The organism is Luteimonas sp. TWI662, from assembly GCF_039673825.1.
Classification (GTDB): Bacteria; Pseudomonadota; Gammaproteobacteria; order Xanthomonadales; family Xanthomonadaceae; genus Luteimonas.
The window spans coordinates 1-16,509 of sequence record NZ_JBDJMI010000039.1 but is presented as its reverse complement, the minus strand read 5'-3'; the positions used below and the strand labels follow the sequence as shown (position 1 = coordinate 16,509).

At 65.4% G+C, this 16,509-nt stretch carries 12 protein-coding genes, 1 tRNA gene and 1 pseudogene; all 14 read right to left on the bottom strand.

Going from position 1 to position 16,509, the window contains the following annotated elements; genetic code table 11:
- On the bottom strand, positions 1 to 156 hold a 156-nt coding region (locus tag ABE488_RS17245), incomplete at its 3' end, for a GTP-binding protein (protein ID WP_258027091.1).
- A 121-nt stretch (positions 157 to 277) separates the two neighbouring features.
- Positions 278 to 2,371 carry an elongation factor G gene (fusA, locus tag ABE488_RS17240; RefSeq protein ID WP_346445774.1) on the bottom strand — a complete coding sequence of 698 codons (2,094 nt, stop codon included), beginning with the start codon at positions 2,369 to 2,371 and terminating at the stop codon, positions 278 to 280.
- 183 nt (positions 2,372 to 2,554) lie between these two features.
- On the bottom strand, positions 2,555 to 3,022 hold the full coding sequence (rpsG, locus tag ABE488_RS17235) for a 30S ribosomal protein S7 (RefSeq protein WP_183427975.1): 468 nt from the start codon (positions 3,020 to 3,022) through the stop codon (positions 2,555 to 2,557).
- 10 nt (positions 3,023 to 3,032) lie between these two features.
- Positions 3,033 to 3,407 carry a 30S ribosomal protein S12 gene (gene rpsL / locus ABE488_RS17230; protein WP_346445773.1) on the bottom strand — a complete coding sequence of 125 codons (375 nt, stop codon included), beginning with the start codon at positions 3,405 to 3,407 and terminating at the stop codon, positions 3,033 to 3,035.
- A gap of 250 nt (positions 3,408 to 3,657) precedes the next feature.
- Positions 3,658 to 7,935 (bottom strand): DNA-directed RNA polymerase subunit beta', encoded by a 4,278-nt coding sequence (gene rpoC, locus ABE488_RS17225; protein WP_346449633.1) that lies wholly within the window; start codon positions 7,933 to 7,935, stop codon positions 3,658 to 3,660.
- A gap of 90 nt (positions 7,936 to 8,025) precedes the next feature.
- Complete coding sequence (gene rpoB, locus ABE488_RS17220; RefSeq protein ID WP_346445771.1) at positions 8,026 to 12,201, bottom strand: DNA-directed RNA polymerase subunit beta; 4,176 nt, start codon at positions 12,199 to 12,201, stop codon at positions 8,026 to 8,028.
- Between the two features lie 231 nt (positions 12,202 to 12,432).
- Entirely contained in the window at positions 12,433 to 12,807 is a 375-nt protein-coding gene (gene rplL / locus ABE488_RS17215; RefSeq protein ID WP_047138326.1) for a 50S ribosomal protein L7/L12, read from the bottom strand.
- A gap of 57 nt (positions 12,808 to 12,864) precedes the next feature.
- Positions 12,865 to 13,410, bottom strand: a complete 546-nt coding sequence (gene rplJ / locus ABE488_RS17210; RefSeq protein ID WP_183427980.1) for a 50S ribosomal protein L10 — start codon at positions 13,408 to 13,410, stop codon at positions 12,865 to 12,867.
- Between the two features lie 383 nt (positions 13,411 to 13,793).
- Positions 13,794 to 14,495, bottom strand: a complete 702-nt coding sequence (gene rplA / locus ABE488_RS17205) for a 50S ribosomal protein L1 (protein ID WP_346449631.1) — start codon at positions 14,493 to 14,495, stop codon at positions 13,794 to 13,796.
- Positions 14,496 to 14,499: 4 nt separating this feature from the next.
- Entirely contained in the window at positions 14,500 to 14,928 is a 429-nt protein-coding gene (gene rplK, locus ABE488_RS17200; RefSeq protein WP_183427982.1) for a 50S ribosomal protein L11, read from the bottom strand.
- Positions 14,929 to 15,128: 200 nt separating this feature from the next.
- Entirely contained in the window at positions 15,129 to 15,701 is a 573-nt protein-coding gene (gene nusG, locus ABE488_RS17195) for a transcription termination/antitermination protein NusG (protein ID WP_346445769.1), read from the bottom strand.
- A 16-nt stretch (positions 15,702 to 15,717) separates the two neighbouring features.
- Entirely contained in the window at positions 15,718 to 16,098 is a 381-nt protein-coding gene (gene secE, locus ABE488_RS17190; protein WP_346445768.1) for a preprotein translocase subunit SecE, read from the bottom strand.
- Between the two features lie 87 nt (positions 16,099 to 16,185).
- Positions 16,186 to 16,261 (bottom strand) — tRNA-Trp (locus ABE488_RS17185).
- Positions 16,262 to 16,400: 139 nt separating this feature from the next.
- Positions 16,401 to 16,509 (bottom strand): annotated as a pseudogene (locus ABE488_RS17180) (elongation factor Tu); the annotation flags it as partial.

Sequence of the window (16,509 nt, the reverse complement as noted above, 5' to 3'; positions counted from 1 at the left end):
CGCATCGATCGAGGAGTAATCCTTGAACTCGCCGCCGAAACGCTCGGCGCCGATCTTCGTCAGCGCCGCCGTCAGCGTCGTCTTGCCGTGGTCGACGTGACCAATCGTGCCCACGTTCACGTGGGGCTTGGTGCGCTCGAACTTACCCTTTGCCATCGTAATAACTCCGTAATTCGTAATGCGTGGTTGGTGATTCGCGACAAGCGGGATCCGTGTTTTTTCGATGCTTAACAGCCGATTGGCTGGTCATCACGAATCCCGGATTGCGAAGCACGGCTTACTTCTTGGTGACGGTCTCGGCAATGTTCGCCGGCGCTTCCGCGTAGTGGTCGAACTCCATCGTGAAGGTCGCGCGGCCCTGCGACATCGAGCGCAGCTGCGTGGCGTAACCGAACATCTCGCCCAGCGGGATCATCGCGTTGATGATCTTGCCCGACGGGCTGTCGTCCTGGCCCTGCAGGATGCCGCGACGGCGGCTGACGTCGCCCATCACGTCGCCCAGATAATCCTCGGGGCTGACGACCTCGACCTTCATGATCGGCTCGAGCAGCACCGGACTGGCCTTGTTGAAGCCTTCCTTGAAGCCCATCGAGCCGGCGATCTTGAACGCCATTTCCGACGAGTCGACTTCATGGTAGGAGCCGTCGACCAGCCGGACCTTGACGTCCACGATCGGGTAACCGGCCATGATGCCGTTGGCCAGCACTTCCTGGATGCCCTTGTCGACCGCCGGGATGTACTCCTTGGGCACGACGCCGCCGACGATGGCGTTCTCGAACTCGTAACCGGTACCCGGTTCCTGCGGCGAGATCTCCAGCCACACGTGACCGAACTGACCCTTACCGCCCGACTGACGCACGAACTTGCCTTCGGACTTCACCGACTTGCGGATCGTCTCGCGGTAGGCCACCTGCGGCTTGCCGACGTTGGCCTCGACGTTGAACTCGCGCTTCATGCGGTCGACGATGATGTCCAGGTGCAGCTCGCCCATGCCCGAGATGATGGTCTGGCCCGACTCTTCGTCGGTGCGCACGCGGAAGGACGGATCCTCCTGCGCCAGGCGACCGAGCGCCAGGCCCATCTTCTCCTGGTCGGACTTGGTCTTGGGCTCGACGGCCATCGAGATCACCGGCTCGGGGAAGCTCATGCGCTCGAGCACGATCGGCGCATCCTGCGCGCACAGCGTGTCGCCGGTGGTGACGTCCTTCAGACCCACCGCCGCGGCGATATCGCCGGCCAGCACTTCCTTGATCTCTTCGCGATTGTTGGAGTGCATCTGCAACAGACGGCCGATGCGCTCCTTCTTGCCCTTGACCGAGTTCAGGACCTGGTCGCCCGCGTTCAATGCACCGGAGTAGACGCGGAAGAACGTCAGCGAGCCCACGAACGGGTCGGTCATGATCTTGAACGCCAGCGCCGAGAACGGAGCCTTGTCGCTCGACTCGCGCGACAGTTCCTTGGTCTCGTCGTCGACATCCACGCCCTTGACCGCCGGCACGTCGACCGGCGACGGCAGCAGCTTGATGACGCCGTCGAGCATCGCCTGGACGCCCTTGTTCTTGAACGCCGTGCCGCAGAACATCGGCACGATCTCGGTCTTGAGCGTGCGCTCGCGCAGGCCGTTGACGACCTCGTCTTCGGACAGCTCACCGCTCTCGAGGTACTTGTCCATCAGCTCTTCGCTGGCCTCGGCGGCCGACTCGATCATGAAGGCACGCGCCTCTTCGGCCTGGGCTTGCAGCTCGGCCGGGATGTCGCGGTACTCGAAGCTCAGCCCCTGGGACGCGGTGTCCCAATGGATCGCCTTCATCTTCAGCAGGTCGACCACGCCCTCAAAGCCGTCCTCGGCACCGATCGGCACCTGCATCGGCACCGGCACCGCACCCAGGCGCGACTTCAGCTGGTCGCGGACCTTGAGGAAGTTGGCGCCCGTCCGGTCCATCTTGTTGACGAACGCGATGCGCGGCACGTGGTACTTGTTGGCCTGGCGCCACACCGTCTCCGACTGCGGCTGCACGCCGCCGACCGCGCACAGCACGAACACCGCGCCGTCGAGCACGCGCAAGGAGCGCTCGACTTCGATCGTGAAATCGACGTGCCCGGGGGTGTCGATGATGTTGAAGCGGTGCTCGGGGAAAGACTTGTCCATGCCCTTCCAGAACGCAGTGGTGGCCGCGGACTGGATCGTGATGCCGCGCTCCTGCTCCTGCTCCATCCAGTCCATGGTCGCGGCGCCGTCATGCACCTCGCCGATCTTGTGGCTCTTGCCTGTGTAGAACAGGATGCGCTCGGAGGTGGTCGTCTTGCCGGCATCGATGTGAGCCATGATGCCGAAGTTGCGGTAGCGTTCGATGGGAGTCGTGCGAGCCACGTCAGTATTCTCGTTTGGGTGGAAGGACCCGACAGAGCCCGGGCACCTTCGCGATGAAATCGCTTGAATGGACGAATGCCGCCTTGCGGCGGCTTGTCGGTCCTGCGTGCGGTCAATGACCGCCTGGAGGCACCTTGCAGGGTGCCGGCGGGCCCCGGGTTCAACCGGAGCCCGCGGATCCGCTTACCAGCGGTAGTGCGCGAACGCCTTGTTGGCGTCGGCCATGCGGTGGGTCTCTTCGCGCTTCTTGATCGCACCGCCCCGGTTCTCGGAGGCGTCGATCAGCTCGGCGGCAAGCTTGCGCGGCATGCTGTTCTCGCCACGCTTGCGCGCCGACTCGATCAGCCAGCGCATCGCCAGCGCCATGCGGCGCGACGCGCGCACTTCGACCGGCACCTGGTAGGTCGCGCCGCCGACGCGGCGGGACTTGACCTCGACGGCCGGCGAGACGTTGCCCAGCGCCTTCTCGACCAGCTCGAGCGCTTCGGGGTTCTTCTCACCGATGACGTCCATCGCACCGTAGACGATCTTCTCGGCGACCGACTTCTTGCCGCTCTTCATGACCATGTTGATGAAGCGGGCGATCGTCTCGCTGCCGTGCTTCGGGTCGGGCAGCACCGAGCGCTGCGGGGTGTTTCCTTTACGCGACATTCTCTAATCCTCAGCCCTTCGGACGCTTTGCGCCGTACTTCGAACGTGCCTGCTTGCGCTTCGCGACGCCGGCAGCGTCGAGCGAACCGCGAACGGTGTGGTAACGCACACCCGGCAGATCCTTGACGCGACCGCCGCGGATCAGCACCACCGAGTGCTCCTGCAGGTTGTGGCCTTCGCCGCCGATGTACGAGATGACCTCGTAGCCATTGGTCAGGCGGACCTTGGCGACCTTGCGCAGCGCCGAGTTCGGCTTCTTCGGGGTCGTGGTGTAGACGCGGGTGCAGACGCCACGGCGCTGCGGGCAGTTCGCCAGCGCGGGCGAATTGCTCTTGTAGGTTTCGGGGCTGCGCGACTTCCGCACCAGCTGGTTGATCGTTGCCATCAGTCTCTGGTCTGTGGATCGGGCCTGGGCCCGGTGAAAACGAAGGCAGACGGAACGCGCCGCCTGCCAGACGAAAAAGTATAGCCCGCGCTGACGCAACGCGTCAACGCAAGCTCTACTGCCGCCGGCCGCCCACAGGGTCGACCCGGCCTACAACGCGTCCCGTCCATCCTGGACCGAATACGAGCCGCATCCTGCGCCTCATTTCGGAGTCTGGGCGGCCCCGAAGGGCCGCCAAAGGTGGGCTATCTTAGCCCGCGTTCTCGTCGCTGTCAGCCACCTGCGACACCGGGGCGTCCTCGAGCATGACCTGATCGGGCGACAGCGCCACCGGCGCCGCCGTTTCGACCATGTCCTCGGCCACCGAACCGCCCGACAGCGTGTCCATCTCGGACTCGGTCAGGCCCGACGCCGCCCGGCGGCGCTGGGTGTGGTACGCCAGGCCGGTACCGGCCGGGATCAGACGGCCGACGATCACGTTCTCCTTGAGGCCGCGCAGGCTGTCGCGCGTCCCGCGCACGGCCGCCTCGGTGAGCACGCGGGTGGTCTCCTGGAACGACGCGGCCGAGATGAACGACTCGGTCGCCAGCGACGCCTTGGTGATGCCCAGCAGGACCGGATCGAACTTGGCCGGCAGCTCGTTGCGTGCGATCAGCTTGGCGTTGTCCTCGATGACGCGCTGGCGCTCGGCCTGCTCACCATGGAGGAAGCGGCTGTCGCCGGCATCGGTGATCTCGACCTTGCGCAGCATCTGGCGAACGATCACCTCGATGTGCTTGTCGTTGATCTTCACGCCCTGGAGCCGGTAGACGTCCTGGATTTCCTTGGTCAGGTACGACGCCAGTTCCTCGACGCCCTTCAGGCGCAGGATGTCCTGCGGACTCGGCTCGCCGTCCACCACGGTCTCGCCCTTCTCGACGTGCTCGCCTTCGAACACGATGATCTGGCGGTACTTGGGGATCAGCTCCTCGTGGTCCTCGCCGTCGGCGCCCTTGATGATCAGGCGCTGCTTGCCCTTGGTGTCCTTGCCGAAGCTGACGATGCCCGACTTCTCGGCCAGGATCGCCGGGTCCTTGGGCTTGCGGGCCTCGAACAGGTCGGCCACGCGCGGCAGACCACCGGTGATGTCGCGGGTCTTGGACGCTTCCTGCGGCACCTTGGTCACCACGTCGCCCACGCCGACGGCATCGCCGTCCTGCAGGTTGACGATCGAACGCGGCGGCAGCAGGTACTGCGCCGGCAGGTCGGTGCCCGGGATGTTGAGGTCGTTGCCGGCCTTGTCGACGATCCGCACGATCGGACGCAGGTCCTTGCCCTGCGAACCGCGGCGCTTGGGATCGGTGATCTCGCGCGACGCCAGACCGGTCAGTTCGTCGGTCTTCTCGATGACGGTGACGCCCTCGACGAAGTCCACGAAGCGGATGAAACCTGCCACTTCCGACACGATCGGGTGGTTGTGCGGATCCCAGTTGGCGACGGTCTGACCGGCCTTGATGGCATCGCCATCACGGACAGTGATCATCGCGCCGTACGGCAGCTTGTAGCGCTCGCGCTCGCGGCCGTGACCGTCGAGCACCGACAGCTCGCCCGAGCGCGAGACCGCGACCAGGTTGCCGCTCTCGTGGGTCACGAACTTGAGGTTGTTGAACTTGATCGAGCCGGTGGTCTTGACCGTCACGTTGTCGATGGCGGCCGCACGCGACGCCGCACCACCGATGTGGAACGTCCGCATCGTCAGCTGGGTGCCGGGCTCGCCGATCGACTGCGCGGCGACCACGCCCACGGCCTCGCCCTGGTTGACCAGGTGGCCACGGCCCAGATCGCGGCCGTAGCAGCTCGAGCACACGCCGAACGCGCTTTCGCAGGTGATCGTGGAGCGGACCTTGATCGACTGCACACCGGCCTCTTCCAGCCGCACGACCCACTGCTCGTCGAGCAGCGTGTTGCGCGTGACGATCGGATCCTCGTCGTTGCCCGGCAGGAACACATCTTCGGCCACGACACGACCCAGCACGCGGTCGCGCAGCGGTTCGACCACGTCGCCGCCTTCGACGATCGGGGTCATGGTCAGACCGTCGAGCGTGCCGCAATCGACTTCCGTGATCACCACGTCCTGGGCCACGTCGACCAGGCGACGGGTCAGGTAACCGGAGTTCGCGGTCTTGAGCGCGGTGTCGGCAAGGCCCTTACGGGCACCGTGCGTGGAGTTGAAGTACTCCTGCACGTTCAGGCCTTCGCGGAAGTTCGCGATGATCGGCGTCTCGATGATCGAACCGTCCGGCTTGGCCATCAGGCCGCGCATACCGGCCAGCTGACGGATCTGCGCCTGGCTACCACGCGCACCGGAGTCGGCCATGATGTAGAGCGAGTTCATCGACTTCTGCGCGACCGTCTCGCCCTTGGCGTTGGTCACGTGGTCGGTGCCGATCGCGTCCATCATCGCCTTGGCGATGCGCTCGTTGGTGCGCGACCAGATGTCGACGACCTTGTTGTAGCGCTCGCCCGCGGTGACCAGACCGGACTGGTACTGCTGCTGGATCTCCAACACCTCAGTCTCGGCCTCGGCCAGGATGCCCTTCTTCTCGTTGGGGATCGTCATGTCGTTGATGCCGATCGACACGCCGGCACGGGTCGCGTTGCCGAAGCCGGTGTACATCAGCTTGTCGGCGAACACGACCGTGTCCTTGAGGCCCAGGCGACGGTAGCAGGCATTGATCAGCCGGCTGATATTCTTCTTGTTGAGCTCGACGTTGGCCAGCTCGAACGGCAGGCCGTCGGGCATGATTTCGAGCAGCAGGGCACGACCCACGGTCGTCTCGACGATCGAGGTCACCTTCTCGCGCGAACCGTCCTCGCCGATCACGGTCTGGCTGATGCGGACACGGATCTTGGCGTGCAGGCCGGCGGCCTTGTTGTCGAACGCGCGACGCACTTCGGCGATGTTGGCGAACACCATGCCCTCGCCCGGGATGTTCTCCAGCGCACGGGTCATGTAGTACAGGCCGAGCACGACGTCCTGCGACGGCACGATGATCGGCTCGCCGTTGGCCGGCGAGAGGATGTTGTTGGACGCCATCATCAGCGCACGCGCTTCAAGCTGCGCCTCGAGGCTCAGCGGAACGTGCACGGCCATCTGGTCGCCGTCGAAGTCGGCGTTGAACGCGGTACACACCAGCGGGTGCAGCTGGATCGCCTTGCCCTCGATGAGCACCGGCTCGAACGCCTGGATGCCCAGACGGTGCAGCGTCGGCGCACGGTTGAGCATGACCGGGTGCTCGCGGATGACCTCCTCGAGGATGTCCCAGACTTCCGCCTCTTCGCGCTCGACCAGCTTCTTGGCGGCCTTGATCGTCGTGGCCAGGCCACGGCGCTGCAGCTTGGCGAAGATGAAGGGCTTGAACAGCTCGAGCGCCATCTTCTTCGGCAGGCCGCACTCGTGCAGGCGCAGCGTCGGGCCAACCACGATGACCGAACGGCCCGAGTAGTCGACGCGCTTGCCCAGCAGGTTCTGGCGGAACCGGCCCTGCTTGCCCTTGATCATGTCGGCCAGCGACTTGAGCGGGCGCTTGTTGGTGCCGGTGATCGCACGGCCGCGACGGCCGTTGTCCATCAGCGCGTCGACCGACTCCTGCAGCATGCGCTTCTCGTTGCGCACGATGATGTCGGGCGCATTGAGTTCGAGCAGACGACGCAGACGGTTGTTGCGGTTGATGACGCGGCGGTACAGGTCGTTGAGATCCGAGGTCGCGAAGCGGCCACCGTCCAGCGGCACCAGCGGACGCAGGTCGGGCGGCAGCACCGGCAGCACGGTCATGATCATCCACTCGGGCCGGTTGCCCGAATCGATGAACGCCTCGACCAGCTTGATGCGCTTGGTCAGACGCTTGAGCTTGGTCTCCGAGCCGGTCGCAGCGATCTCTTCCTTAAGGCGGGCCATCTCGGCCTGCAGGTCGATCGTACGCAGCAGGTCGAACACCGCCTCGGCGCCCATCGCGGCGTCGAAGTCGTCGCCGTGCTCCTGGCGCATCTGCAGGAACTGCTCTTCGTTGAGCAGCTGGCCGCGCTCGAGCGGGGTCAGGCCCGGCTCGGTGACGACGAACGCTTCGAAGTACAGGATGCGCTCGATGTCGCGCAGGGTCATGTCCAGCATCAGGCCGATGCGCGAGGGCAGCGACTTGAGGAACCAGATGTGGGCGACCGGCGAGGCTAGGTCGATGTGGCCCATGCGCTCGCGGCGCACCTTGGCCAGCGTGACCTCGGTGCCGCACTTCTCGCACACCACGCCGCGGTGCTTCATGCGCTTGTACTTGCCGCACAGGCACTCGTAGTCCTTGATCGGACCGAAGATCGCCGCGCAGAACAGGCCGTCACGCTCGGGCTTGAACGTACGGTAGTTGATCGTCTCGGGCTTCTTCACTTCGCCGAACGACCACGAACGGATCAGGTCCGGCGAGGCCAGCGCGATCTTGATCGCGTCGAAGTCCGGGATCTGGCGCTGCTGGTTGAAGAGGTTGAGCAGGTCTTTCATGTCTTTACTCCGGGAATGGGGAACCTGGGGCGGGATGGATCGATGTCGCGCGCGGCGCGCTCACATGCGCCGCGCGGCGGACGTCCTGCCTCAGTGCTCCTCCAGCTCCATGTTGATCGCCAGCGAGCGGATTTCCTTGACCAGCACGTTGAACGACTCGGGCATGCCGGCGACCATCTCGTGCTCGCCGTCGACGATGTTCTTGTACATCTGGTTGCGGCCCTGCACGTCGTCGGACTTCACCGTCAGCATTTCCTGCAGGGTGTAGGCCGCGCCGTAGGCTTCCAGCGCCCAGACTTCCATCTCGCCGAAACGCTGGCCGCCGAACTGCGCCTTGCCGCCCAGCGGCTGCTGGGTGACGAGCGAGTACGGGCCGGTCGAACGGGCGTGCATCTTGTCGTCGACCAGGTGGTTGAGCTTGAGCATGTGCATGTAGCCCACGGTCACCTCGCGCTCGAACGCTTCGCCGGTGCGGCCGTCGAACAGACGGGTCTGGCCGCTGGTCGGCAGGTCCGCCAGCTCCAGCATCGCCTTGATCTCCGACTCGGCGGCGCCGTCGAACACCGGGGTCGCCATCGGCACGCCGTCGGTCAGGTTGCCAGCCAGCGTCAGCAGTTCCTCGTCGCTGAACTGCGACAGGTCGACCCGCTGCGCGGCCACCGACTTGTCGTGGTTGTAGATCTGATCGAGGAACGCACGCAGCTCGTTGACCTTGGCCTGCGCATCGAGCATCCGCTGGATCTTCTCGCCCAGCCCCTTGGCCGCCAGGCCCAGGTGCACTTCGAGAATCTGGCCGATGTTCATACGCGACGGCACGCCCAGCGGGTTGAGCACGATGTCGACGGTGTTGCCGTTGGCCATGTAAGGCATGTCCTGCACCGGCACGATGGTCGACACGACACCCTTGTTGCCGTGACGGCCGGCCATCTTGTCGCCCGGCTGGATGCGGCGCTTCACGGCCAGGTACACCTTGACCATCTTCAGCACGCCCGGGGCAAGGTCGTCGCCCTGGGTGATCTTGCCGCGCTTGTCGGCGAACCGGCGCTCGAACTCCTTCTGGTGCGCGTCGATCTGCTTTTGCGCACGCTCGATCGCGTCGGCCGCGTCCTCGTCCTTCATGCGGATCTGGAACCAGTCGGACTTCTTCAGGCCGTCGAGCACCAGCGAGGAGACCGTGTCGCCCTTCTTCAGGCCCGGACCGCCGTTGGCGACCTTGCCCTGGATCTGCGAGCGCAGACGCGCGTAGATCGCCGACTCGAGAATGCGGAACTGGTCGTCGAAGTCCTTCTTGACGCGCTTGATCTCCGATTCCTCGATCTGCTTGGCGCGCTTGTCCTTCTCGATGCCGTCGCGGGTGAAGACCTGCACGTCGATGACCGTGCCGTCCATGCCCGGGGGCACGCGCAGCGAGCTGTCCTTCACGTCGGAGGCCTTCTCGCCGAAGATCGCGCGCAGCAGCTTCTCTTCCGGGGTCAGCTGGCTCTCGCCCTTAGGCGTGACCTTGCCGACCAGGATGTCGCCGGCGCGCACTTCGGCACCGATGTACACCACGCCCGACTCGTCGAGACGGTTGAGCGCGTTCTCCGACACGTTCGGGATGTCGGCGGAGATTTCCTCCGGTCCCAGCTTGGTGTCGCGGGCGACCGCGGTCAGCTCTTCGATGTGGATCGTCGTGTAGCGGTCTTCCTTGACGACGCGTTCCGACAGCAGGATCGAGTCTTCGAAGTTGTAACCGTTCCACGGCATGAACGCGACCAGCATGTTCTGGCCCAGCGCGAGCTCGCCGATGTCGGTCGAGGGGCCGTCGGCCAGCACGTCGCCGCGCGCGACCACGTCACCCACGTTCACCAGCGGACGCTGGTTGATGCAGGTGTTCTGGTTGGAGCGCGTGTACTTGATCAGGTTGTAGATGTCGACGCCGGCATCGTGCTCGCCGGAGATCTCCTCTTCATTGACCTTGACCACGACGCGGCCGGCGTCGATCTGCTCGATCACGCCGCCACGGCGGGCGTTCACGGTCACGCCCGAGTCGCGCGCCACGGCGCGCTCGATGCCGGTTCCGACCAGCGGCTTTTGCGCACGCAGCGTCGGCACCGCCTGGCGCTGCATGTTGGCGCCCATCAGTGCGCGGTTAGCGTCGTCGTGCTCGAGGAACGGCACCAGCGCGGCCGCGACCGACACGGTCTGCATCGGCGAGACGTCCATGTAGTGGATCTCGGCCGGCGGCTTGAGCAGCGACTCGCCCTGGAAGCGGCAGTCGACGAACTGCTGGGTCATCACGCCCTTCTCGTCCTGCACGGCGTTGGCCTGCGCGATGACGTAGTCGTTCTCCTCGATCGCCGACAGGTACTCGATCTCGTCGGTGACGCGGCTGTCGACCACCTTGCGGTACGGGGTCTCGAGGAAGCCGTACTTGTTGGTGCGCGCGAAGGTCGCCAGCGAATTGATCAGGCCGATGTTCGGGCCTTCCGGCGTTTCGATGGTGCACACGCGACCGTAATGGGTCGGGTGCACGTCGCGCACTTCGAAGCCGGCGCGCTCGCGGGTCAGACCGCCCGGGCCCAGGGCCGAGACGCGACGCTTGTGCGTGACTTCCGACAGCGGGTTGTTCTGGTCCATGAACTGCGACAGCTGCGAGGAGCCGAAGAACTCCTTGACCGCGGCCGCGACCGGCTTGGCGTTGATCAGCTCCTGCGGGGTCAGGCCATCGGCCTCGGCCATCGTCAGGCGCTCGCGCACGGCGCGTTCGACGCGGACCAGGCCCACGCGGAACACGTTCTCGGCCATCTCGCCGACCGAACGCACGCGGCGGTTGCCCAGGTGGTCGATGTCGTCGACCACGCCGCGACCGTTGCGGATCTCGGTCAGCACGCGGATCACGTCGAGGATGTCGGACGTCTGGCCGTACTGCTCGCGCAGCTTGACCGAATCTTCGTCCTTGCGCTCGGCGAAGTAGCGCGCGTCGTAGAGCACCGGCGCGCCGGTGACTTCCTTGCGGCCCAGGCGGCGGTTGAACTTCATCCGGCCCACGCCCGACAGGTCGTAGCGCTCGAAGGTGAAGAACAGATTGTGGAAGAGGTTCTGCGCAGCATCCTTGGTCGGCGGCTCGCCGGGACGCATCATGCGGTAGATCTCGACCAGCGCGTCGAGCTGAGTCTTGGTCGAATCGATGCGCAGGGTGTTGGACAGGTACGGACCGCGGTCCAGGTCGTTGACCCAGATCGTGCCGATGGTCTCGATACCGGCCTTGCGCAGCGCCTCGAGCGTCTCGAGCGAGATCTCGTCGTTGGCGGTGGCGACCAGTTCGCCGGTCGACGGATCGATGACGTCATGCGACAGGATCTGGCCGATCAGGTAGTCGTCCGGCACCGCCAGCGCGGTGATGCCCGACGCCTGGAGCTGCTTGACGTGACGCGCGGTGATGCGCTTGCCGGCCTCGACGATGACCTTCTCGCCATCGAGCAGGTCGAAGTTCAGCGTTTCGCCGCGCAGGCGCTCGGAGACCAGCTCCAGCTGTACGCCCTCGCCCTCAGGCAGCACGTGGTAGCTGTTGATCTCGAAGAACTCGTTGAGCATCTCCTCGTTGGAGTAGCCCAGCGCGCGCAGCAGCACGCTGACCGGCAGCTTGCGGCGGCGGTCGATACGGGTGAACAGCGCGTCCTTCGGGTCGAACTCGAAGTCCAGCCACGAGCCGCGGTAGGGGATGATGCGCGCCGAGTACAGCAGCTTGCCCGAGCTGTGGGTCTTGCCGCGGTCGTGGTCGAAGAACACGCCGGGCGAGCGGTGCAGCTGCGAGACGATGACGCGCTCGGTGCCGTTGATGATGAAGGTGCCGTTGTCGGTCATGAGCGGAATCTCGCCCATGTAGACCTCCTGCTCCTTCACGTACTTGATGGCCTTGCTCGACGACTCGCGGTCGTAGATCACCAGGCGCACGGTCACGCGCAGCGGGGCGCCGTAGCTCAGGCCACGGTTGCGGCATTCACGTTCGTCGAACACCGGCTCGCCGAGCTTGTAGCCGACGTACTCCAGCGCGGCGTAGCCGTTGTAGCTGACGATCGGGAACACGGATTTGAGTGCGGCGTGCAGGCCGCGGTCCTCGCGCTTGGCGGGGTCGCGGTCGGCCTGCAGGAACTCGCGATAGGAGTCGACCTGGATGGCCAGCAGGAACGGCACCTCGAGGATCGAGCGGCGCTTGCCGAAATTCTTGCGGATGCGCTTCTTCTCGGTGAACGAGTAGTTCGACTGGAGCTGGGACGTCGTCATGGGGAGTACGCCTCGATGGATCGGTGGACCGCCTGGCGATCCGGGAACATGAGCTGCCACTGGGTAGTCGCTGGTATTGCCGGCACCAGCACGCCTTCTCCCGCTACTACCCACTGACAACTGCGTCGTTGTCTGTTCAGGCCGCCCGGTTTCCGGAACGACCAAGGGCCGGGAGCTTTCGCCCCCGGCCCCGGTGCATCGTCAGCATGTGCTGCGATGCCATGGTGCCGCTTACTTGATCTCGACGGTCGCGCCAGCGGCTTCGAGATCCTTCTTGATCTTCTCGGCTTCTTCCTTGGTCGCGCCTTCCTTGATCTCCTTCGGCGCGCCTTCGACCAGGTCCTTGGCTTCCTTCAGGCCCAGGCCGGTGATGGCGCGGACGACCTTGATCGACTCGACCTTCTTCTCGCCGGCAGCCTTCAGGATGACGGTGAACTCGGTCTGCTCTTCGGCAGCGGCGGCCGGGCCGGCAGCAGCGGCGGCAGCGGCGACCGGGGCGGCAGCGGAGACGCCGAACTTCTCTTCGATGGCCTTGACCAGCTCCATCACTTCCATCAGGGACTTCTCGGCGATGGCGTCGACGATCTGCTCAGTGGTAAGGGACATTGTGATTACCTTTGAAAAGTTTTCTGGGATTGGGTTCGTTGGACCAGCAGGTCGGGCTTACGCCGTCGCTTCGGTCGCGCTTTCGGCAGCAGCTTCGGCCGGCGCGTCCTCGCCACCGCCCTGCTTGTCGCCGACGGCCTTGACGGCGCGGGCGAACATCGCGGCGGGCTCGGAAAGCACGCGGGCCAGCATGGACAGGGCCTGCTCGAGCGTCGGCAGCGACGCCAGCACGTCGACATGGCTGGCCGGATACAGCTGGCCTTCCACGACGACCAGCTTGGGCAGCAGCTTGTCGTTGGTCTTGGCGAATTCCTTGATCAGGCGACCGGCAGCACCGGGCTCCTCGGTCGAGAACGCGTACAGCAGCGGGCCGGACAGCGAGTCCTTGGCGCATTCGTACTCGGTACCTTCGACGGCACGCGCGGCCAGGGTGTTCTTGACAACACGCAAGTACACACCGGTCTCACGAGCCTTCTTGCGCATCGCGGTCAGCTGACTGACCGAGGTGCCCAGATACTCGACGGCGATCAGGGAGTGGGCGTTCGCGGCGACCTGTGCCAGCTCGGCGACAACTTCCTGCTTCTGGGACAGATTGAGAGCCATTCATCACTCCTCGTTGTGAACTCCGCTCACGGCTCCTGCCGCTTGCGGTCCTGAGCGGCCCCCGTCCCTGGGAGGCCGGGGATGCGCGAAGCACCCCGGTGGTGGCCTTTCCTGCCTGGCTGGACGCGTGTCTGACCAGAAAACTCCAGAAAGGGCATCACCATCTACGCAGGCCCTTCGGTGCGGACACCTCGGGATTAAGCGCTCTCGATACGCAGTGGCGGCGATTCCCTGCCAATCGGTGCATCCAATGCCCGTCGCCACGTCGATCCAGACCGCGCCTGCGGTCTTTGACGGCGCCGCGTTGGACCACAGGTCCGTTGCGATGCCCTCAAAAGTGGCGTCGCCCCGCGGGCGGGACGACGCGCGATATCACGAATCGATCAGCGCGCGATGGTCAGCGTGGACTGGTCGACGATCACACCCGGGCCCATCGTCGAGCTGAGCGAGATCTTCTGCAGGTACTGGCCCTTGGCGGTGGCCGGCTTGGCCTTGACCAGGTCGGCCAGCAGGGCCTGCAGGTTTTCCTTGAGCTTGTCGGCGTCGAAGTCGGCCTTGCCGATCGTGCAATGGATGATGCCGGCCTTGTCGGTGCGGTAGCGGACCTGACCGCCCTTGGCGTTCTTGACCGCCTCGCCCGGGTTCGGCGAGACCGTGCCGACCTTCGGGTTGGGCATCAGGCCGCGCGGGCCGAGCAGCGTGCCGAGCTTGCCGACCACGCGCATCGCGTCCGGCGTGGCGATCACGACGTCGTAGTTGATGTCGCCGGCCTGCATCTTCTCGGCCAGGTCGTCCATGCCGACTGCGTCGGCACCGGCGGCCAGCGCCTCGTCGGCCTTGGCGCCGGCCGGGGCGAACACCGCGACGCGGACGCTCTTGCCGGTACCGGCGGGCAGCACGGTCGAGCCGCGGACCTGCTGGTCGGACTTGCGCGCATCGACGCCCAGGCGGACGGCGACGTCCACGGCCTCGGCGAACTTGGCGTTGCTGTTGTCCTTGACGATCTTCAGCGCGTCATCGATGCCGTAGCTCTTGCCCGGCTGCACCGCGGCCTGCAGCCGCTTCTGTCGCTTGGTCTGTGCCATCGTCTCAGCCCTCCACCGTCAGGCCCATCGAACGGGCCGAACCCGCGATGGTGCGCACTGCTGCATCCAGATCCGCTGCGGTCAGATCCGGCTCCTTCGCCTTGGCGATGTCCTCGAGCTGGGCGCGCGTGACCTTGCCGACCTTCTCGGTGTTGGGACGCTTGGAGCCCGAGCTCACGCCCGCCGCCTTCTTCAGCAGCACCGTGGCCGGCGTGCTCTTGGTGATGAAGGTGAACGTACGGTCGGAGTACGCGGTGATGATGACCGGGGTCGGCAGACCCGGCTCGAGCTTGGAGGTCGCTGCGTTGAACGCCTTGCAGAACTCCATGATGTTCAGGCCGCGCTGGCCCAGCGCGGGACCGACCGGCGGCGAGGGGTTGGCCTGACCGGCCTTCACCTGCAGCTTGATGTAACCGACGACTTTCTTTGCCATTGTGTGCTCTCCGGGTGCGAACGCCTGGTGCTCAGGCTCCCCATCGGGCCGGGAAAATCACGTGTCCCGGCTTCACGTTGTCCATCCGCGACAAAGGCCGCCCATGCGGCGGCCCGTGCGCTTGCCCGGCTCGACCGGACAGTGAGCCGTGCACTATAGCAGGGATTTGCGTGCCCGTAAAACGGGCGACGCGGCACGGCTCAGGCCTTCTCGACCTGCCCGAACTCCAGCTCGACAGGGGTCGAGCGGCCGAAGATCAGCACCGCGACGCGCAGCCGGCTCTTCTCGTAGTTGACTTCCTCGACGACGCCGTTGAAGTCGTTGAACGGGCCGTCGATGACGCGGACCATCTGGCCAGCCTCGAACAGCACCTTCGGACGCGGCTTCTCGACGCCTTCCTGGACGCGATCGAGGATCGCAGCAGCTTCCTCGTCCCGAATGGGCAGCGGGCGATCGGCGGTGCCGCCGATGAAACCCATCACCTTCGGGGTCTCCTTGACCAGGTGCCAGCTCTCGTTGTCCATGCGCGGGATACCACCCTCGTCCGAGGTCAGGATCTGCACCAGAACATAGCCGGGGAAGAACTTGCGCTCGGAACGGCGTTTCTGGCCGGAGCGCATTTCGATCACTTCCTCGGTCGGCACCAGGACATCGCCGAAACGGTCCTGCATCTCGGTTCGCGCGATGCGATCGCGCAGCGCCTGCGCCACCGACTTCTCGAAGCCGGAATAGGCATGCACGACGTACCAGCGCTTGACGCCTTCGGTTTCCATCAGGTTCGTTACTCCGTCACTGCCGCAGGATGAGCTGGATGAGCCACTGGATGACCCGATCGAAACCGGCCAGCACCAGGCTGATGATGATCACCGCGACGATGACGATCCAGGTCAGCCGCATCGCCTCCTGGCGCGTCGGCCAGACCACCTTGCGCATCTCGAAACGGGTTTCGGAGAAGAACTCGCGGGTCTGGTGGCCCTTGCCGGTGGTCAGGAAGACCGCGGCGGCGCCGACGACACACAGGCCGACGATGATGCTGCGCACCGGCGTGGCCATTTGCGCCTGGAACCAGTAGAAGGCGAACACGCCGGCCACGACCAGCAGCGCGGCCGCGGCGTACTTGGCGAAATCCGCGGAGGATGCGCCTTTCGAATGGTCCACTCTGCTGTTCAAGTCCCGGCGACTCATCGGTTGCGACTGCTCGTTTGGCAGGCCAGGCCGCGTTGCGCCAGGGCCCGTGCGGAAAAGACTCCGCAAAAATGGCACGCCAGGAGGGACTCGAACCCCCAACCTGCGGTTTTGGAGACCGCTGCTCTGCCAATTGAGCTACTGGCGTGTGGCTGTTGAAACGCGCCGCCCAGGATACGCCTTAGACGACGAAGGCGGACCGGGTTGCCGGCCCGCCTTTGAATCGTCACCCCCGCCGAGGCGAAGGCGATCCGGCGCCGCGCGCATGGAGCGCGCGGGCCGTCAGCTTACTTGATGATCTTGGCCACGACACCGGCGCCGACGGTCCGGCCGCCTTCGCGGATCGCGAAGCGCAGGCCTTCGTCCATCGCCACCGGGTTGATCAGCGTGACCACC